Raw genomic sequence first — 18,657 nt, 5'->3', positions numbered from 1 at the left:
ATCGCGGGCGGGAAGACCCTGTGCTTGGTTGTTGTGCAATGCACAATGGCGTGGTGCGCAACAACTCCTCGTCCTTACGCCGTGCCCTGGCCGTGCTCGACCACGTGCGCGAGCGCCCGGGGCTGACGCTCACCCGGCTCGCGGAGCTGACGGGCCTGTCGAAGAGCACCGTGCTGCGCCTGGCCGCGCCCATGCTGGAGGAACGGCTGCTGGAGCGCGACCGCAAGAGCGGGGCCTTCCGGCTGGGATCCGGCTCACTCCGGCTCGGCCAGGCCTACCTGGCCGCGCTCGACCTGCGCACGGTCGCGGCGGAGGAGTCGCACCGGCTGATGACGCAGGCCAGGGAGACCGTGCACCTGGTGGTCTACGAGCCGCCGCACGTCGTCTACGTCGACAAGGTCGAGAACCAGGCCACCGTGCGCATGGCCTCGCGCATCGGCAGCCGCGGGCCCGTGCACTCCACGGCGGTCGGCAAGGCCATCCTCGCCTGGCAGCCCGAGGCCGGCGTCGAGGAGGCGATCCAGGGCGGGCTGCCGGCGGTGACGCGGCACACGATCACCGACCCCGTACGGCTGCGCGCGGAGCTGGCGCGGGTGCGCAGGCGCGGCTTCGCCGTCGACGACCGGGAGAACGAGCCCGAGGTGCGGTGCGTGGCGGCGCCCATCTTCAATCACCAGGAGGTCGTGGCGTCGGCCATCTCGGTGTCGGGGCTGGCCTCCAGGCTCACGCCCGCGCGCGTGCGAGAGCTGGGCCCCATCGTGGCCGAGGCCGCCGGGCGCATCTCCGGCCGCCTGGGCTCGACCCGGTCACCTGGACCGGCGGCGTAGCGTGCGGGCCAGCACGGCGGTGGCCGCGACCCCCGCACCGGCCAGCAGCGCCTGCATGCGGTGTTGCGAGAGCCAGACCTGCGGGCTGCGACCGTGCGCACGATCGTCGAAGGCCCCGTGCGCGCCGTAGTCGTTCCACTCGTCCTTCGGCTCCCACAGGTTGCCCGAGCCCCGGTCGACGGTGTCGGGCTGCTTGCCCTGCTCGGCCTGCTGCGACTTCACCCCGGTCCTGGCCAGGTACCGATCCAGTAAGGCAGGCGCCACGCGGTTGGCCAGAATGGTCAGGGCGGTGGTGATGCCCACCCAGTACTCCTTGCGTTCCGGGTGCGCCGCCGCGAACACGATCGCTCGCGCGGCCACCTCGGGCTGGTAGATCGGCGGCACGGGCTGCGGGCGCCCGCGCAGCTTGGAGCGCACCCAGTCGAACTGTGGGGTGTTGACCGCGGGCAACTGGACGGTGGTGATCTCGATGCCGCTGCCCTCCGACATCAGCTCGACCCGCACCGACTCGGTGAAACCCTTGATGGCGTGCTTGGCGCCGCAGTAGGCGGACTGGAGCGGGATGGCCCGGTAGGTCAGGGCCGAGCCGGCCTGGACGATTGTGCCGCGGTTGCGGGAGCGCATGAGGTCCAGGGCGACCTTGGTGCCCCAGACGTAGCCGAGGTAGGTGACCTTGGTGGTGCGCTCGAACTCTTCAGGCTCAATATCCTGAAATTTGGCGAAAACTGAAGAAAAAGCGACGTTGATCCAGACATCGATCGGACCCATCTCCGCCTCGATGCGCTCGGCCGCCTGCCGTACCTGCTCGTAGTGGGCCAGGTCGGCCTCGAACACGCGCGCCTGGCCCCCGGCGGCGCCCACGTCCACGGCAGCGGCGCCGAGGCCGGTCGTCCCGCGCGCGACCAGCGCGACCTTGGCGCCCTGCGCGCCGAGCTCGCGCACCACCGCGCGACCCACGCCACCGCTGGCGCCGGTCACGACGACGACTTTCTCCCTGAGCGAGTTGTGGTTTCCTGCAGTGGCGTCGTTCGGCGCCATCAGCCCGCCTCTCCTGCTCCTCGGTTCTTCTGCCTGCGAATGGCGAGCACCATGTCGACCACGGTGATCACGGCCGCGATGCCGGCGATCCAGGTGATCACCGGCGCGTGGGCGATGAGGCCCAGCACCGCGATCGCGAAGCAGAAGATCAGGACGAACGAGCCCACCCGGATGTGCACCACGTCACGCGGCGTGGCGGGCACCATGGGCTTGCCCCGCTCGTCGAATTCCTCGTGCCGGATGTCCTCCGGGCGTTCGTGTTGAGTCATGTCGCACCAGCTACCCTGGCCGTTTGCCGGTTAACGTGCCGGGTAGCGGTGGCGGCGTGCCAGAACTGCACCCCAGTGACCAGAACGAGCCGGGGATCGTACGGCGCCGCAGGGGGCGGGGGTTCTCCTACCACCGGGACGGCAAGCCCGTACGTTCCTCGTCGACCCTGCGCCGCATCAAGGACCTGGCCATCCCGCCGGCGTGGACCGACGTGTGGATCTGCCCGTCGCCGTACGGCCACCTGCAGGCGGTCGGCACCGACGCGGCGGGACGCAGGCAGTACCGCTACCACGACCTGTGGCGCGAGCAGCAGGACGAGGCCAAGTTCGACCACGTCCTGGAGGTGGCCGAGCGGCTGCCCGCCTTCCGCGCCCAGATCGACGAGCACCTGGGAGGCAAGGGCCTGACCAGGCAACGTGTTCTCGCGACGGCCGCCAGGCTGCTCGACATCGGCTTCTTCCGCATCGGCACCGAGAGCTACGACACCTTCGGGCTGGCAACCCTGCGCATGGAGCACGTGACCTGCTCCAACGGCGCCGTCACCTGCTCCTACCAGAGCAAGGGCGACATCCCGCGCGAGGTGCTGGTCACCGATCCCGGCGCCTGCGCGGTGATCCGGTCGCTGAAGGCCCTGGGCGCGGAGGGGGAGCTGCTGAGGTACCGCACCCCCGACGGCTGGTCCGACGTGCGCAGCCACGAGATCAACGACTACCTGCGCGAGCTCCTGGGCTGCGAGGTCTCCGCCAAGGACTTCCGCACCTGGCACGCCACGGTGCTGGCCGCGGTGGGCCTGGCCATCTCGCCCTCGGGCACCCGGCGGGCGGTGGCCAGGGTGATGAAGGAGGTCGCCGAGTACCTCGGCAACACCCCGGCCGTGGCCAGGGCGTCGTACGTGGATCCGCGGGTGGTCGAGGCCTTCGAGGCCGGCCGTACGATCTCCGTCGCCGGCCTCGGGGCGGACACCGATCTCGGGACTCCGGCCACCCACGGCGCGGCCGAGCAGGAGGTCATTCGTTTGATCCGGGAGCAGTAGGGAATGCGGGCCTTCTGAGCGAGGAGGACACGATGGAGGCTCCGCAGTACGTGGCGGCGAGAGTGCAACAGCAACTCGCCGAGGACGACCGGACCCACGAGCTGGGCATTCGCGTCGACGTCAGAGGCGACCAGCTCTTCCTGCGCGGCCAGGTCTCCGGGGAGGAGCACCGCAGGAAGATCGGGGTGGTGGCGCAGGAGGCCGCGCCTGCCATGACGGTCCACAACGAGATCAACGTGGTCGAAGTGACGGAGCCGGGGGAGGCTGAACATCTTGACTGAGATCAGGATCGCCGCGGTCGGCGACGTCCACCTGGGGGAGGACGTCAAGGGCCGGTATCGCGCGCGCCTCGGGGGCATCGAGGAGTGCGCCGACGTGCTCATGCTCGCCGGAGACCTGACCAGGCACGGGACGGCGGAGGAAGGCAGGCTGGTGGCGCAGGAGTTCCGCGACCTGCCGATCCCGGTCGTCGCCGTGCTGGGCAACCACGACTACCACTCCGACCAGCAGTACGAGATCGCCGCCGAGCTGCGCGACCACGGGATCGTGGTGCTCGACGACGACAGCCACGTGCTGGAGTGCGGTCCGGCGCGCCTGGGCGTGGTCGGCGGCAAGGGCTTCGGGGGAGGCTTCGCGGGCAAGTGCGCCAGCGAGTTCGGCGAGCGGGAGATGAAGAACTTCGTCGCCCACACCCGCCACATCGCCGAGGCGTGGACCCTGGCGCTGAAGGAGGTCGAGGCGGACCGCGTCGTGGTGCTCTCGCACTACTCGCCCGTCAAGGAGACCCTGGAGGGCGAGCCGCCGGAGATCTTCCCGTTCCTGGGCAGCTATCTGCTGGCCGAGGCCGTCGACAGCGTCGGGGCGGACCTGATCCTGCACGGTCACGCGCACAAGGGCTCGGAGAAGGGCATGACGCCCGGCGGGATCAGGGTGCGCAACGTCGCGCTTCCCGTGCTGGGACGGGCCTTCGGCGTCTACTGCCTGGGCGACGCCGATAATGGCGAGTAGGGCTCACATTGGGCCTTGACGACATGTGACCAAGCCCACACGCTGGGGGCACCCGCGCCAGTAACCTCCCGAGGTGCCCATGGTCAGACGTCTTGTCATCCTGCTCGCCGTCGTGTGGATCGCCGTGGCCGCCGCCCCGGCCGCCTCCCGCACCGCACAGCCGGTCACCGGCTACGTCGACACCCACAACCACCTGATGTCGAACGAGGGCTTCGGTGGTGCCCTGTTCTGCGGCAAGACCTTCCATCCCGACGGCATCGCCAGGGCCCTGGTCGACTGCCTCGACCACCACCCCAACGGCGAGGCCGCCTGGTTCGAGAACTTCACCAGAACCGGCTCGCCCGCCGGCACCCACGACCCGGTCGGCTACCCGACCTTCAAGGACTGGCCCGCCAACGACTCGATGACCCACCAGCAGAACTACTACGAGTGGATCGAGCGAGCCTGGCGCGGCGGCCTGCGCATCATGGTCAACGACCTGGTGACCAACCGGCAGCTCTGCGAGATCTACCCGCTGAAGAACCGCTCCTGCGACGAGATGACGGCCATCAGGCTGGAAGCTCAGCGCACCTACGACCTGCAGAACCACATCGACTCCCAGTCGGGCGGCCCCGGCACCGGCTTCTTCCGCATCGTCAAGAGCCCCGACGAGGCCCGTCAGGTCATCGCGGCGGGCAAGCTCGCCGTCGTCCTGGGCATCGAGACCTCCGAGCCGTTCGGATGCCGCACCACGCTGGGCATCCCGCACTGCACCAGGGCGCAGATCGACCGCGGGCTCAACGAGATGCACGCGCTCGGCGTGCGCAGCATGTTCCTGTGCCACAAGTACGACAACGCGTTGTGCGGCGTGCGCTTCGACTCCGGAGCCCAGGGCGCGATCGTCAACCTGGGCAACCTGCTCTCCTCGGGCAGCTTCTGGCGCGTCGAACGCTGTACGGGGCCCGAGCGCGACAACACCATCTCGCCGGACGGCGTGCTCCCGCCGGTCCTCAACGACCTGCTGCCGCCGGGCGTGGGCCTGCCGGTCTACCCGCCGGCGCCGCACTGCAACACCAAGGGCCTGACCTCTCTGGGCCGCTACATGCTGGAAGGCATGATCTCACGCGGCATGATGGTCGAGATCGACCACATGAGCGTCAAGGCCGCCGACCAGACCCTCGACCTGCTGGAGGCACGCGGGTATCCAGGCGTGATCTCCTCGCACAGCTGGACAGACCCGAACTACTTCCGTCGCATCTACCAGCTCGGCGGCATGATCACGTCGATCAGCCACGACGCAGACGACTTCGTCGACAGCTGGCGCTCGTCCAAGACGCTGCGCGACGAGTTCGGCAAGACCGGATACGGCTACGGCCTCGACGCCAACGGCTTGCACGTGCTACCGGCGCCGCGCCCGGGCAGTGCCGTGACCTATCCGCTTCCGACAGGCCAGGACCGCGCGAGCACGGGCCAGCGCACGTGGGACTACAACGTCGACGGCGTCGCCCACGTCGGCCTCGTTCCTGACTGGATCGAGGACATGCGGGCGATCGCCGGTGACGATTTCATGCGGGACATGGCAGCCGGAGCCGAGTCCTACCTACAGACCTGGCAGGCCGCCATGAACCGCGCTATACGTTGAAAATACTGACGCCACCCGGTCCGACCAGGAATCCGAGGACGATGAGGACGATCCCCCAGAGGATGTCCCGACGAGCCAGGATCACGTAGATCCCAGCGATGACGAGGATTACTGCGATGATCCAAAGCAAGGTAGCCATGACACCGCTACTGCCCCCAGATGAGATGACTTAACGCATTTCGTTCTTTCATCCGGGCAGATGGGTCTCATGGCTACCTTCGGATACTTCCTGAGCAGCGAAGAACACCGTCCCGACGAGCTGGTACGGCAGGCCGTCCTGGCCGAGCGCGCCGGCTTCGAGGCGTTGTGGATCTCCGATCACTTCCACCCGTGGCTCGACGAGCAGGGCCAGAGCCCCTTCGTCTGGTCGACCATCGGAGCCATCGCGCAGGCGACCTCGCTTCCCATCACCACCGCGGTCACCTGCCCCCTCGTCCGCATCCACCCGGCGATCATCGCCCAGGCCGCGGCCACCAGCGCCGTGCTCACGGGCGGGAAGTTCCAGCTCGGCGTCGGAACCGGCGAGGCGCTCAACGAGCACATCCTCGACTCCCGCTGGCCCCCGGCCGCCGAACGGCTGGAGATGCTGGAGGAGGCGATCGAGGTCATGCGCGCCCTGTGGTCCGGCGAACTCGTCACCCACCGGGGCAAGCACTACAGCGTGGACACCGCCCGCCTCTACACCCTGCCCGACGAGCCGCCGCCCGTGTACATGTCCGCCTTCGGGGACAAGTCGGTCGAGCTGGCCCTGCGCATCGCCGACGGCTTCATCTCCACCGGGCCCGACGCCGAGAAGGTGCAGGTGTTTACCAAGGAGGGCAAGCGCACCCAGGGCGGGATCAAGGTATGTTACGCCGCCGACGAGGGCGAGGCACGCAAGACCGTCCACCGGCTGTGGCCGACGCAGGGGATCAAGGGGGAGGCGTCGCAGCTGCTGCCGCTGCCCCGGCACTTCGAGCAACTGGCGGAGATGGTGTCGGAGGAGGACGCCTCGGGCAAGAGCGCCTGCGGGCCCGACCCGGAGGTACACGTGGAGGCGGTGGGGAAGTACGTCGAGGCCGGGTTCGACGAGGTGTTCATCAGCCAGATCGGGACGGAGCAGGACGCGTTCTTCGACTTCTACGGCCGCGAGGTCCTGCCCCGCCTGAGGTGAGCCGGGGCCTCTCACTCGGTGTGCAGGATACGGATCCGGTCAGGAGCGGCCGGATCCCTCTCCGCCACCTGAACCGGCGCCCACACCCACTGCCACACCCCGATCCCCGGCGCCCGCGAGAACCCGATCACCCCTCTCGTGCCCTCGACCGACACCCCCGCCCAGGTCCGATCCGGCGACCGCAGCAGCTCCGCCAGCACGGCGACCGTGTCATACCCCTCGAACGCCACGAACGAGGGCGCCACCCCCAACCGCTCCCGCAGGGCCCCCTCGACCCGCTCGCCCAGCGGTCCGAGCCGCTCGGGCAGATACCGCAGGAACGGGATCCCCGCCCCCTCGCCGTCCGGCAACGCCGCCCACTCGGCGAACTCCGGCTGCCCGGCCGGAGCGCCGATCATGACCCCGGCCAGCCGCTGATCACCCCGGACCGCCTCGACGATGGGCAGCGCCGGTTCCGGATGCCCGACGAGCAGCAGCAGAGCCGTCGCCTGATGGCCGACGATCTCGTCGCAGAGCTTCGCGGGATCGACCGCCCCCATGTCGACCTCGACCACCGACCCGCCACGCGCCCCCAGAGCCTCCCGCAGGATCCGGATCCCGGACGCCCAGTAGACGCTCGCCTGCGCCGCCACCACGACGCGCTCGTGCCCCGCGCCGAGCAGGAAGTCCGCATAGATCCGCCACCCGTGCGACTGCGCGGGCGCGATGCGCGCCACCCACTCGGCCGGCTTCTCGGTGAGCGCGTCGAGCACCGCCGACGAGCAGAGGTACGGCAGGCCGAGGGCATCGGCCCGCGCGGCCACGGCCCGGGCCACGACGCTGTGATACTCACCCGCCAGCGCCGCGACCCCCAGCTCGGCCAGCTCGTCCACGGCCGCGGCGGCCTTCAGCGGATCCGCCGCCGTGTCCCTGACCACCAGCTCAAGCGGCCTGCCGCCGATCCCGCCCGCGTCGTTGACCTCGTCCACGGCCAGTTCGAGCCCGGCGAGCAGATGCCGTCCCGCCTCGACCCATCCGGGCCGGGACAACGGCACCAGGGCACCGATCCGGACAGCTGTTTCGGGCGGCAACATCGTCATGGCGGTCAACTCCGAATCGCGCAGTGGATCTTAACGGCGCCGAGAGTAGCCGAGCGCGGGCCGCCCCGGCCAGGGGCTAGCACCCCTCCCGGACGTTGTTGGTGTCGCGGAACGTCCTCAGGTTGTCGATCGACATCCAGCCGTACTTCTTCGTCCCCTTGACGTGCGCGAACACCCAGTGGGTGCCGTAGTCGTTCGTCACCCAGCAGAAGAACTCCAGCACCTGCCCCTTCCTGGCCTTCCCGACGGTCGAACACCGCGGCCCGGCGTACGGCCCGGCCTTGAGGTTGAACGTGCCGCGCATCGTGGCCCTGCCCTTGTCCCTGTCGGCCACCTTGGGTGCCTGGCACTGCGGCGGGGCGGCGGCCTGAGCCGCGGGGGCGGCCACGAGCGCCATCGTGGCGACGGCGCCGCCGGCGACGAGTATGGCGAGAGTCTTCTTCATCGATCCTCCCGAGGAGATCCTTTTCCGTCGCTCATTGGATGACAAATGACCCCAAGAGGTTCGAACGGCTTCGGTCCCGCGCATCGCCGCTCCATCGCGGACGTATCAACCTCCCCCGCCAAGCTGAACTCACCTCGCAAGCCCCATGACAGGAGAGTTCAGATGTTCACCGCACATGTCGTCGTCACCGTCCTCGCGGCCGCCTGGGTGGCCTTCTCGGCCGTCTCGGTCTTCGCCCGCGCCGCGTGGGTCGTCGAACCCCTCGCCGAGTACGGCGTGCCGCAGGCGTTGTGGCCCTGGCTGGGCGCCGCCAAGACGGCGGGCGCCCTCGGCCTGGTGGCCGGCTTGTTCGTCCCCGCCATCGGCCTCGCGGCGGGGATCGGGCTGGTGGTGTACTTCACGGGCGCCGTGGCGACGGTGCTCCGCGCCCGGTCGTACAAGCACGTCCCCTTCCCGCTCCTCTACCTGGCCCCGGTGGTCGTGGCCATGGCCCTGGCCTGAGAGGCCCGGCGCCGCCTGGTGCGTTGGCGCAGTACCCCTAGCCCCAGGTCGTCGGCGGCGGCCCCACCACCAACAGCGTCTTGCCCACAGCCGTGCGGTTCTCGATCGCCGCGTGCGCCTCCGCGGCGCGCTCCAGCGGAAACGTCTGCCCAATGACCGGACGCACCACCCCCGCCACAGCCTGGGACATGACCTGCTCCGCCCACCGCCCCAGATGCGGCCCGAACCCGAAGAGCTGCTCGATCCCGATCACCTCCACACCCTTGGCACTGGCATGTCCGGGATCGATGCCGGTGACCTCCCCGCTGGACGCACCATGTACGGAGAACCGCCCCCCGCGAGCCGTCACCTCGAACGCCTCCCGCCCGATCCGCCCACCCACACCGTCGAACACCACGGTCGCCCCCACCCCGCCGGTCGCCTCCAGCACCCGCTCGGTCCACCCCGGCTCGGAGTAGTCGACCGCCGCGTCCGCTCCCAGCTCCCGGATCACGCCCAGCTTCCGCGCCCCACGAGCCGCCCCCACGACCCTCGCCCCCGCCGCCCGAGCGAGCTGCACCAGCAGACTCCCCACCCCACCAGCGGCCGCCTCGACCAGAACCTGATCGCCGGGACCCACCTTCACCGTCTCCACCAGGCCCTGCGCCGTACTGCCGTCGCTGTGCAGTGCGACCGCCTCCGGCAGCCCCAGCCCGTCCGGCACGGGGAACAATTCCTCCACGCCGGCCACCGCCAGCTCGGCGAAACCGCCACTCTCCCCGAGGTCGGCGATGACCCGCCGCCCGAGCCAAGCCGGATCCACCCCAGGACCGACAGCCCCCACCCGTCCCGCCACCAGCCCACCCGGCACGTGGGGAAGCGGCGGCCTGGCATGCCACTCGTCAACGCCGCGCCGGATCTGCGTCTCGACGAACGTGATCCCCGCGACCGCCACCTCGACCACCACCTGCCCCGCCCCAGCCACCGGATCCGGCGCCTCCCCAGGCACCAGCACCTCGGGACCTCCGAACCGCGCCACCTGAACCACTCGCATACTCACTCCTGCCGCTGCCCGCGTTGGGGAACCCATGCTGCAACCTCAACCGGACTTCAGGTCAACCCAGCCCTCCCGGCGCACGGCGGCCCGGCGGCCTTTGACACGATGACCAAGGTCACCCCCGCCACCCCGCCGCCCCGCCGCCCCGCCGTACGCCGCGCAAAGAGAGCGAGCCCAGCATGGCCGTCGTCCACAACACCACCCTCAAGCCGACCAAACTGGAGCTCCTTACCGCCTGGCTCCCCACCCGCCCGTGGTATCCCGGCACCTCAGACGAACCCCGTCTCACCAAGGCGGGCGGCTTCCGCCTGGACGACCCGGCAGGCGAGGTCGGCATCGAGTTCATGGTCGTCGCCGACTCCTCAGCCCCCACCCCGGTCTCCTACCTCATCCCCCTCACCTACCGCGGCGCCCCCCTCGAAGGCGCCGACCACGCCCTCATCGGCACGATGGAGCACGGCGTCCTGGGCCGCCGCTGGGCCTACGACGGATGCCACGACCCGGTGCTGGTCGAGCAGCTGCTCGCCCTCATCGAGGGCCGGGCCCAGGCCCAGCAGCAAAGCGTCAGCGACGCCCCCGATCACGAGGTCACGCGCTCGTATACGGGCGAAGCGCTGTCATCAACGGCGAGTGCCGCAGACGACGCCGAAGGCACAAGTCTCACCACCCCGGAGGGCGCAACGATCCACCTGAACCGGCCCCTCACCCCCGCAACGAATCCGCCACTCCCCTCGAAGGCGATCGGGCAGGTGACCGGCGCCTGGGACCAACCCAACGGCGTCCGCGCCCACGGCGTGTTCCTCACCGTGCAGGGCCCCGACCAGCACCTGACCCGACCTGGCGAAATGCGGAACGAAACCTTCCGCATTGCCTCCTACGCTGAAGACATGATGAAGCCGTTCGCCATCGATGTCCCGCAGGCCGACCTTGACGACCTCCGCGAGCGTCTGGCTCGCACCCGCTGGCCCGCCAGGCTTCCCGGGGCCGATTGGAGCCGCGGCGTCCCGGTCGGCTACCTGCGCGACCTGACCGCCTACTGGGCCGACGGCTACGACTGGCGGGCCTGGGAAGCGAAGATCAACCTCTTCCCGCAGTTCACCACCGAGATCGACGGCCAGCCCATCCACTTCTTCCACGTGCGCTCCACCAACCCGAACGCGCTGCCGTTGATCATCACCCACAGCTGGCCCAACTCGATCGCCGAGTTCACCGGCCTTCTGGGCCCCCTGTCGGAGGACTTCCACGTCGTCGCGCCGTCGCTGCCCGGCTTCGGCTTCTCGCCGTTCAACCCGGCCGACGAACGGCCATGGAGCATCGAACGCGTCGCGCGCACCTGGGCCGAGCTGATGAGCCGCCTCGGCTACGAGCGGTACGGCGCGCACGGCAACGACGCGGGAGCGCTGGTCTCCCCGCAGCTCGGCGCCCTGTTCCCCGAGCACGTGGTCGGCGTGCACATCACCGGCGGCCTCGGCATCCCCACCGGCCCCGAGGACATGGAAGACCTGTCGGAGGAGGAGCGCCAGGGCATCGCCTGGGTCACCGAAATGCTCAGCGGAGCGGGCGGCAGCGCGTACGCCCCGTATCTCGCCGCCCGGCCCCAGACGCTCAGCTACGGCTGGTCCGACTCGCCGGTGGCGCAACTGGCCTACCTGGTCGAGCGCTTCAAGGAGTTCGACGGCTGGGGTTCCGGCGCCGAGCCGATCTCACGCGACCTCATCCTCACCAACGCTAGCCTCTACTGGCTGACCGACACCGGCGGCTCCTCGTCGTGGACGTACTACGAGGGAGCCGCCGGCATGCCCATCGACCAGGACCGCGTGCCCACCGGCGTCTCCCACGGCGGCCCCGCCGCCTTCCGCCGCATCGCCGAGCCCAAGAACCGCATCGTCCACTGGAACGACCTCCACCACGCCAGCCACATGCTCGCCATGGCCGCCCCGGCCCCACTCGCGGCGGACATCAGCACCTTCTTCCGGGGGCTCGGACGCAGTTAGACGTGGACGCCGTGCGCATGAAGCCGGGAGAGAATCAGCTCCCGCAGTTCGAGATCCTGGGTGGCGACTTCGTGATGCCCGAGGTGATCGGCGGTCGCGGCCCAGCGTTGGAGGACATCGACCGTAAGCAGCCACTGGGCGATGGTGAGTTCGGGTTTCACGATCTCGTCCGGTGGCGGCCACGAGCCGGAGCCTGGAACCCCTGGCGTCCAGCGGCCGATCTGATCCCAACCGGCCCTGCGGATGCTGCGTGCGAGATCGGCTCGCTGGAGATCGCCGCCCACGGTCTCGACGCTGGCGTCATTGTCCATGGACGCGTCGATGAGCCCCCACTGGCGCTGAGACATCGAGATGATCAGTCCGACACTCATGCGGGCATGCTGCCGAGCCCAGAAAGGAGCGTCAAGGGCAAGGTCATCAGTGACGCTGAGGCGTGCTGCCAGTTGAGGTTCGCATCGCGGAGTATCGCAGTGATGTCGGACGACCACCGCTCACCTCCCGCCTGTCGAGGCTCGGTGGCAGGCGCCATATCCGGTCTGGTGGGTGAGGGCTTCGCGAACGGAAGGCGGAGCTGTTGCGATCGATCGCAAGGCGGGCGTGCGCTTGTAGACGTCGCGGTTGAAGCCGCAGCGGCGGTGACCTCGACGGGCGCGGGTGGCCAGTTGATCGCTGGGTTCAGGAATGGGTGTGGCCACCCGAGTCTGCCTCGCGGCGAAGGCGCTTGACCCGCGAGGCCCATGCCGGAGGCGGGCGACGAGCGAGGCCCAGACCGATGGTGCTGGTCAGTGGAGGCGGCGGAGGGGGGAGCCCGCGAGGAAGGCGTGAATGTCCTCCACCGCCTCGGTGAAGTACGTCCGGTAGTTCCCCGACGTCACATACCCCAGGTGAGGCGTCGCGAGGACGTTGGGCAGGGACCGCAACGGGTGGCTCGCAGGAAGCGGTTCCTGGTCGAAGACGTCGAGCCCCGCGCCCGCGATGGCGCCGGCGCGCAGCGCGTCCACCAGGGCGTCCTGGTCGATGATGGCCGCCCGTGAGGTGTTGACTACGTACGCCGTCGGCCGCAGGAGGGCGAGTTCCCTGGCGCCGATGAGGTGGCGGGTGCGGTCGCTGAGGACGAGGTGGACGGAGACGATGTCCGACTGCCCGAGCAGGGCGTCGAGGGAGGGCGCGAGGGTGGCGCCCGCTTCGGTGGCGCGCTCCTGGGTGAGGTTCTGCGACCACGCGACGACGTTCATGCCGAAGGCGTGCGCGACCCAGGCGACCTGGGTGCCGATCTTGCCGAGGCCGAGGAGGCCGAGGGTGGCTCCGTGGAGGTCGAGACCGAGGGTGGACTGCCAGGGTCCTGCTTCGCGGAGGTTGGTGGCCTCGGGGAGGAGGTGGCGGGTGAGGCCGAGGATGAGGGCCCAGGTGAGTTCGGCGGGTGGGGTGGAGCGGCTGCCGGTGCCGCACACGGTGACGCCGTGGGCCGCCGCTGCGGCCAGGTCGATGGAGGCGTTGCGCATGCCGGTGGTGATGAGGAGGCGCAGGTTGGGCAGGCGGGGGAAGAGGGAGGCGGGGAAGGGGGTGCGTTCCCGCATGATGACGACGATCTCGTAGTCGCCGATGGCCGCCACCAGGTCGTCGGCCGAGGTGAAGTGGCGGGTGAACGAACGGGCGTCGACCCTGGACCAGTCGGCGAGGTCCAGGGCGACGCCCTGGTAGTCGTCCAGGATGGCGCATCTCATCATGGGGACGACATTAGTCGTCGGTTCAAGGGGGCCAGCAGGCGCAGGTCCGCGGTCGGTTCAAGCGGGCCAGCAGGCGCAGGTCCGCGATCGGCTCGAGCGGCCAGCACGTCAGCGTTCGCGGCGCAGGTCCACGATCGGCTCAAGCAGCCAGAACCAGGTTCCGGTGAGCGCCACGATGCCGCCGAAGATGGCCGCGGGCCAGTTGTTCAGCACGACTTCGGCCACGAGTGCTACGGCCGACGTCATGGCGATGAGCAGGAAGATCGCCCCCGCGATCCCCAGCCGGTTGGCGCGGTGGATCATGCGTTCCTTGAGCCCGGTGCGGAAGATGAGCCGGTGCTGGGCGGCGGGGGTGATGAAGCAGACGGAGGCCAGCGCCGAGGCGAGCAGGGCGATGAAGAACAACCACAACCCCGCCTGGTCGATCTTGGTGAATCCCTGCTGGAAGGGCACGGTGAGGAGGAAGGCGAAGAGCACCTGGACGCCGGTGACCGCCACGCGCAGGCCCTGGAGCAGTTCCTGCAGCTCGCGGTCGACGCGTTCCTTGTGGCTCTCGCCCGGTTCGCCGGGTTCGCTGACCGCTCTGGATTCGGTCGTCACGAAGCCTCCTTCATCAGCTTGGCGTAGGCCAGCTGCAGCCAGTCGGACATGGCCACGGCGGTCATGGTGGATCCGACGAGGCGGGTGATGCGGGGGGCGAAGACGAGCCCGGCCGCGTAGCCGGTGGCGGTCCACTGGGCCAGGCAGAACGGGCAGGCGAGCAGTTCGCCGACGGGGCTGCGCGGTTCTTCCTTCAGCTCGGCGGGGCCGCTGACGCCTTTGAAGCGGGTGAAGGGGGCGCGCAGGGGGCTGGTGACGGGGTCCTTGGCGATCAGCCGGGAGACCTTGTGCGTGCACACGCCCATGACGGCCAGGTCGAGGAGGCCGAGGCGGTCGGGCGGGCGACGCCGGGTCAGGGCCGCGATGGCCGCGGTGGCCGCGACCGCTCCGCCGTACACCGCCAGGATCCGCAGGTAGGGGGCGAGCGGGCCGTGTTGGTATTCGCGTTCGGTTTCCTCGAGCATCCCTGGGCGCTACCCCTGTTCAGCGCGTCTAGTCGTCGATCGTGAGGGTAGCCGTCACTCCATGGGGAGTCACAGTCATGAGGTTACGGACGCGATTCTTGAGACGCTCAAGCGCGCGAGTTACGCGTTGAAGGATGCGGGCCTGAAGTTCGCGCTGGCGGGAGGGTGTGCGGCCTATGCCAGAGGGGCGGCGCCGTCCTTGCACGACGTGGATTTCGTGCTCACGGAGAAGGATGCTCCGGTGGCCCTGGAGGCCCTGCGTGAGCAGGGCTTCCGCACGGTGACGCCGCCGGAGGGGTGGCTGGTGAAGGCGTTCGACGAGGACAGGCTGGTCGATCTGATCTTCAGGATCGCCGACAACGACGTCACCGAGGCGTTGCTGGATCGGGCGGAGCAGATGACGGCTTCCGCGGTGCGGCTGCCGGTGCTGGAGGCGACCGATCTGGTCATCTCGTGGCTGATCCCGATGTCGGAGCACGCCTGCGATTACGGGAGCATGCTGCCGCAGGTCAGGGCGCTGAGGGAGCAGGTCGACTGGGATCGGGTGGCGGCGGTCACGCAGGATTCGCCGTACGCGTTCACGTTCCTGACGCTGCTGGAGCGGCTGGGGGTGATCTCCCACCCGGTGAACCCCGACGGCGACTCGAAGTGGCCTTAAAAGACGGGCGGGGCCGCGTCCCCGAAAGGACGCGGCCCCTGTGTTCCCGATTGGGTCAGAACGTGGTGCCCGCACCGGGACCGCTCGGGAACTGGCGGTAGTAGTCGCCGACCCGGTTGCGGTACTCGGGCTCCTTGAAGGTCGCCTCGTCGAACTCCGGCGCTGCCTTGATCTCCGCCTTGGTGCGGGAGACGTGGACATTGCGTTCCTGCGGGTCGATCTGCGTGATGACCGAAGCAGGAAGCAGGACCTTCTTACCGAAGATCCACGGGCCGGTGTCGACGATGATGTAGCTCTCGCCGACCTCGTAGGTGGCCTCGTCCACCGAACCGATCTTGCCGTCGGTGGCCTGGACGTGGTATCCGACCAGGTCGAGACTCTTGCCTCGATCGTAGACGTCAGCGCGATACTCCCAGAGCTCCATCGGGAGTGCTCCTTTCGTCCGACTTTCTCGGTAGATCCCCGGCTACCCGGTCAGAGGTACCTAAACGCGGATTCAAGCGAATGGCTGGTCGATGCCAGGTATGTGGCAACCGCCCGTCAAGAGGTCGGGTTCACCCTCCAGACATGGAGAGAGACAGACTGTACGAGATGGACGCGTTGCGGCTGATCGCGGCGTTGTGCGTGGTGCTCTTCCACTACACCTTCTCCGGCTGGGCCAAGGGGGAGACCGCGGTGGTCTTCGCCGCCGAGAGCGTGGTCAGCAAGTACGGCTACCTCGGCGTCGATCTCTTCTTCCTGATCAGCGGCTTCGTGGTGCTGATGAGCGCCTGGGGCAGGTCGCCGCGCGACTTCGTGGTCTCGCGCTTCGTGCGCCTGTATCCGGCGTACTGGGTCGGCCTCGTGGTGACGGCCGTGGTCGTCGCCACCCTCGGCGCGGGCGTGTTCGAGGTGACGCCGGTGCAGTTCCTGGCCAACCTGACCATGTTCCAGTCGGTCGCGGACGTCCCCAACGTGGACGTCGTCTACTGGACGTTGTGGACGGAGATGCGGTTCTATGCCGTCATCTTCGCCCTGACCCTGGTGGGTATGACGAAGAACCGCATGATGGCGGTGCTGTGGGGCTGGCTGGCGCTGACGTTCGCCGTGCAGGCGGGGCTGGCGCCGCGGCTGCTGGACCTGCTGGTGCAGTCGGAGTACTCGCACTACTTCATCGCCGGCATGGCCATGTTCATGCTCTACCGGTTCGGTATGAGCCGGCAGATCGCGCTGATCGTCCCGATCTGCCTGGGCAATGCGGTCTTCCGTGCCGTGGGCTTCGCCGAGGCCGTGGGCCGCCGCTACCAGGTCGGTTACTCCGAGGCCGTGATCGTCGCCGTCGTGGTGCTGATCTTCGTGATCATGCTGCTGGTCGCCATGCGGGTGACCAAGCCGCTGGGCCGTCCCGGCATGGCGACGGCGGGCGCGCTGACCTACCCGCTCTACCTGCTGCACGCGCACATCGGGTTCATCCTGTTCAACCTGTTCGACGCCTACGTCAACGCCTACGTCCTGCTCGCCGGGATCACCACGCTCATGCTGGTTTCCGCGTACGGCATGCACAGGTTCGTCGAGAAGCCCCTGGCCTCCCGCCTCAAGCGTGCCCTGTCGCGACCCGCGCCCTCACGGCCGGCGGTTGGAGTCATCCCCGCCCAAATCTCCAAATCGTTTTAACAACGTCACGCGGCATAAACATAGGTCTAGCGGAACCCTTGATTGACACGTTTTAATCATCCGCATGCTGCGCGCCTCGTTCACCCTCGATCCCGCCTTCTCCATCGGGGAACTCGACCGCCGCCTGTTCGGCTCGTTCGTCGAGCACCTGGGCAGGTGCGTCTACTCGGGCATCTACGAGCCCGGTCACCCGCGGGCCGACGCGCGCGGCTTCAGGACCGACGTGCTGGAGCTGACCCGCGAGCTGGGGGTGACGACGGTCCGCTATCCCGGCGGCAACTTCGTCTCCGGTTACCGCTGGGAGGACGGGGTGGGCCCGCACCGGCCGGCCCGGCTGGACCCCGCCTGGCGCTCCATCGAGACCAACGCCTTCGGCCTGGGCGAGTTCGCCGCCTGGGCCACAAAGGCGGGCGTCGAGCCGATGATGGCCGTCAACCTCGGCACCCGCGGGGTCCAGGAGGCGTGCGACCTGCTGGAGTACGCCAACCACCCCGGCGGCACCGCCCTGAGCGACCTGCGGATCGAGCACGGCGACGCCGAGCCGTACGGCATCCGCATGTGGTGCCTGGGCAACGAGATGGACGGCCCGTGGCAGACCGGCCACAAGAGCGCGGCGGAGTACGGATCGCTGGCGCAGCAGACCGCGCACGCGATGCGCATGATCGACCCGAATCTCGAACTCGTGCTGTGCGGCAGTTCCAACCACGAGATGCCGACGTTCGCGGCCTGGGAGTCGACCGTGCTGGAGGCGGCCTACGACGAGGTCGACTACATCTCGCTGCACGCCTACTACCGCGAGGAGCACGGCGACCCGGCGACCTTCCTGGCCGCCGGCAGCGCCATGGAGGACTTCGTCCAGGACGTCGTGGCCACCGCCGACCACGTGCGCGCCAGGCGCAAGGCCCGCAAGCGGATCATGTTGTCGTTTGACGAGTGGAACGTCTGGTACGCCGGCCCCGGCAACGACACCTGGGAGAAGGCGCCGCGCATCCTGGAGAACGTCTACAACGTCACCGACGCGGTGGCCGTCGGCAGCATGCTGATCGGCCTGCTGCGCCAGAGCGACCGGGTGCGCGCCGCCAGCCAGGCGCAGCTCGTCAACGTGATCGCCCCGATCTTCACCGAGCCGGGCGGCCCCGCCTGGCGCCAGACCATCTTCCACCCCTTCGCCCAGGCCGCCAGGTACGGCCACGGCGAGGTGCTGCGCGTGGAGCCGGTCAGCCCCGTCGCGGAGACCAAGGGGTACGGCGAGGCGGCGTTGCTCCACGCCACCGCCGTCCGTAACGACGAGCGCACCACCGTGTTCGCCGTCAACCGCTCGCTCACCGAGCCGATGGAGCTCCAGATCGACGTGCGCGGTATCGAGGCCGCCCGCGTCGTGAGCCACGAGGTGCTGGCCGACGCCGACCGGTTCGCCACCAACACCCGCGAGCACCCCGACCGCGTCCGTCCCTACGAGGTGACCGGCGCGGCGATCGACGGCGGCAGGCTGACCGCCGTGCTGCCCCCGCTGTCCTGGAACGTCCTGCACCTGTCCTAGAAGGTAACCC

The 18,657-nt window shown here is 69.2% G+C and carries 22 protein-coding genes; 11 read left to right on the top strand and 11 right to left on the bottom strand.

Annotation, left to right across the window (positions count from 1 at the left end; all coding sequences use genetic code 11):
* Positions 1–53: 53 nt before the first annotated feature.
* Positions 54–827 carry an IclR family transcriptional regulator gene (locus HNR30_RS26010; protein WP_312894647.1) on the top strand — a complete coding sequence of 258 codons (774 nt, stop codon included), beginning with the start codon at positions 54–56 and terminating at the stop codon, positions 825–827.
* Here HNR30_RS26010 and HNR30_RS26005 read toward each other — a convergent pair.
* Together HNR30_RS26005 and HNR30_RS26000 are read right to left on the bottom strand one after the other, a co-directional pair.
* Positions 807–1,865: an SDR family oxidoreductase gene (locus HNR30_RS26005; RefSeq protein WP_181612622.1), complete on the bottom strand. Its 1,059-nt coding sequence runs from the start codon at positions 1,863–1,865 to the stop codon at positions 807–809. The two genes, HNR30_RS26010 and HNR30_RS26005, sit on opposite strands and share 21 nt — an antisense overlap.
* Positions 1,865–2,134: a hypothetical protein gene (locus tag HNR30_RS26000; protein ID WP_181612621.1), complete on the bottom strand. Its 270-nt coding sequence runs from the start codon at positions 2,132–2,134 to the stop codon at positions 1,865–1,867. The genes HNR30_RS26005 and HNR30_RS26000 overlap by 1 nt, the downstream gene beginning before the upstream one ends.
* 56 nt (positions 2,135–2,190) lie before the next feature.
* On the opposite strand from HNR30_RS26000, the gene HNR30_RS25995 reads away from it, so the two are divergent.
* From HNR30_RS25995 to HNR30_RS25980, 4 genes are all read left to right on the top strand, one after another.
* Complete coding sequence (locus HNR30_RS25995; protein ID WP_312894646.1) at positions 2,191–3,168, top strand: DNA topoisomerase IB; 978 nt, start codon at positions 2,191–2,193, stop codon at positions 3,166–3,168.
* 32 nt (positions 3,169–3,200) lie between these two features.
* The gene (locus HNR30_RS25990) at positions 3,201–3,449 is read left to right on the top strand and encodes a BON domain-containing protein (protein ID WP_181612620.1); all 249 of its coding nucleotides are present in this window, start codon (positions 3,201–3,203) and stop codon (positions 3,447–3,449) included.
* Positions 3,442–4,176 carry a metallophosphoesterase family protein gene (locus HNR30_RS25985; protein ID WP_220133988.1) on the top strand — a complete coding sequence of 245 codons (735 nt, stop codon included), beginning with the start codon at positions 3,442–3,444 and terminating at the stop codon, positions 4,174–4,176. Before HNR30_RS25990 ends, HNR30_RS25985 begins: the two co-directional genes overlap by 8 nt.
* Positions 4,177–4,255: 79 nt before the next feature.
* Positions 4,256–5,797: an amidohydrolase family protein gene (locus tag HNR30_RS25980; protein WP_181612619.1), complete on the top strand. Its 1,542-nt coding sequence runs from the start codon at positions 4,256–4,258 to the stop codon at positions 5,795–5,797.
* Here HNR30_RS25980 and HNR30_RS46945 read toward each other — a convergent pair.
* Positions 5,787–5,936, bottom strand: a complete 150-nt coding sequence (locus HNR30_RS46945) for a GPGG-motif small membrane protein (protein ID WP_164903902.1) — start codon at positions 5,934–5,936, stop codon at positions 5,787–5,789. The genes HNR30_RS25980 and HNR30_RS46945 overlap by 11 nt on opposite strands.
* Before the next feature lie 69 nt (positions 5,937–6,005).
* Between HNR30_RS46945 and HNR30_RS25975 the strand changes: the two genes are divergently transcribed.
* Positions 6,006–6,950, top strand: coding sequence for a TIGR03557 family F420-dependent LLM class oxidoreductase (locus HNR30_RS25975; protein WP_181612618.1), 945 nt, complete (start codon positions 6,006–6,008; stop codon positions 6,948–6,950).
* Between the two features lie 11 nt (positions 6,951–6,961).
* Here the strand turns inward: HNR30_RS25975 and HNR30_RS25970 are convergent, their stop codons facing one another.
* The gene (locus HNR30_RS25970) at positions 6,962–8,029 is read right to left on the bottom strand and encodes an ABC transporter substrate-binding protein (RefSeq protein ID WP_181612617.1); all 1,068 of its coding nucleotides are present in this window, start codon (positions 8,027–8,029) and stop codon (positions 6,962–6,964) included.
* 76 nt (positions 8,030–8,105) lie between these two features.
* On the bottom strand, positions 8,106–8,474 hold the full coding sequence (locus HNR30_RS25965; RefSeq protein WP_181612616.1) for a hypothetical protein: 369 nt from the start codon (positions 8,472–8,474) through the stop codon (positions 8,106–8,108).
* 162 nt (positions 8,475–8,636) lie between these two features.
* Between HNR30_RS25965 and HNR30_RS25960 the strand changes: the two genes are divergently transcribed.
* Complete coding sequence (locus HNR30_RS25960) at positions 8,637–8,975, top strand: DoxX family protein (protein WP_181612615.1); 339 nt, start codon at positions 8,637–8,639, stop codon at positions 8,973–8,975.
* Positions 8,976–9,012: 37 nt separating this feature from the next.
* Here the strand turns inward: HNR30_RS25960 and HNR30_RS25955 are convergent, their stop codons facing one another.
* Positions 9,013–10,008, bottom strand: a complete 996-nt coding sequence (locus HNR30_RS25955; protein WP_181612614.1) for a zinc-binding dehydrogenase — start codon at positions 10,006–10,008, stop codon at positions 9,013–9,015.
* Between the two features lie 182 nt (positions 10,009–10,190).
* On the opposite strand from HNR30_RS25955, the gene HNR30_RS48160 reads away from it, so the two are divergent.
* Entirely contained in the window at positions 10,191–12,005 is a 1,815-nt protein-coding gene (locus tag HNR30_RS48160; protein WP_181612613.1) for an alpha/beta fold hydrolase, read from the top strand.
* Here HNR30_RS48160 and HNR30_RS25945 read toward each other — a convergent pair.
* From HNR30_RS25945 to HNR30_RS25930, 4 genes are all read right to left on the bottom strand, one after another.
* Positions 12,002–12,376: a hypothetical protein gene (locus HNR30_RS25945; protein ID WP_181612612.1), complete on the bottom strand. Its 375-nt coding sequence runs from the start codon at positions 12,374–12,376 to the stop codon at positions 12,002–12,004. The two genes, HNR30_RS48160 and HNR30_RS25945, sit on opposite strands and share 4 nt — an antisense overlap.
* Positions 12,377–12,787: 411 nt before the next feature.
* A complete protein-coding gene (locus HNR30_RS25940) occupies positions 12,788–13,732 on the bottom strand; it encodes a D-2-hydroxyacid dehydrogenase family protein (protein WP_181612611.1) in 945 nt (314 codons plus the stop codon).
* A gap of 108 nt (positions 13,733–13,840) precedes the next feature.
* Positions 13,841–14,332, bottom strand: coding sequence for a DUF6328 family protein (locus HNR30_RS25935; protein ID WP_312894645.1), 492 nt, complete (start codon positions 14,330–14,332; stop codon positions 13,841–13,843).
* Entirely contained in the window at positions 14,329–14,796 is a 468-nt protein-coding gene (locus HNR30_RS25930) for a DUF1360 domain-containing protein (protein ID WP_181612610.1), read from the bottom strand. The genes HNR30_RS25935 and HNR30_RS25930 overlap by 4 nt, the downstream gene beginning before the upstream one ends.
* Before the next feature lie 61 nt (positions 14,797–14,857).
* On the opposite strand from HNR30_RS25930, the gene HNR30_RS25925 reads away from it, so the two are divergent.
* Entirely contained in the window at positions 14,858–15,454 is a 597-nt protein-coding gene (locus HNR30_RS25925; protein ID WP_181612609.1) for a nucleotidyltransferase, read from the top strand.
* A 55-nt stretch (positions 15,455–15,509) separates the two neighbouring features.
* On the opposite strand, the gene HNR30_RS25920 is transcribed toward HNR30_RS25925, so the two are convergent.
* The gene (locus tag HNR30_RS25920) at positions 15,510–15,878 is read right to left on the bottom strand and encodes a PRC-barrel domain-containing protein (protein WP_181612608.1); all 369 of its coding nucleotides are present in this window, start codon (positions 15,876–15,878) and stop codon (positions 15,510–15,512) included.
* Between the two features lie 143 nt (positions 15,879–16,021).
* Between HNR30_RS25920 and HNR30_RS25915 the strand changes: the two genes are divergently transcribed.
* On the top strand, positions 16,022–17,107 hold the full coding sequence (locus HNR30_RS25915) for an acyltransferase family protein (RefSeq protein WP_181612607.1): 1,086 nt from the start codon (positions 16,022–16,024) through the stop codon (positions 17,105–17,107).
* 64 nt (positions 17,108–17,171) lie between these two features.
* On the top strand, positions 17,172–18,647 hold the full coding sequence (arfA, locus tag HNR30_RS25910) for an arabinosylfuranosidase ArfA (RefSeq protein WP_181612606.1): 1,476 nt from the start codon (positions 17,172–17,174) through the stop codon (positions 18,645–18,647).
* The last annotated feature ends 10 nt before the right edge of the window (positions 18,648–18,657 follow it).

Origin of the sequence: Nonomuraea soli (genome assembly GCF_013761175.1) — a bacterium.
GTDB lineage: Bacteria > Actinomycetota > Actinomycetes > Streptosporangiales > Streptosporangiaceae > Nonomuraea > Nonomuraea soli.
Note: the sequence above shows the minus strand (reverse complement) of the source record. Positions and strands in the feature narration are given on the sequence as shown.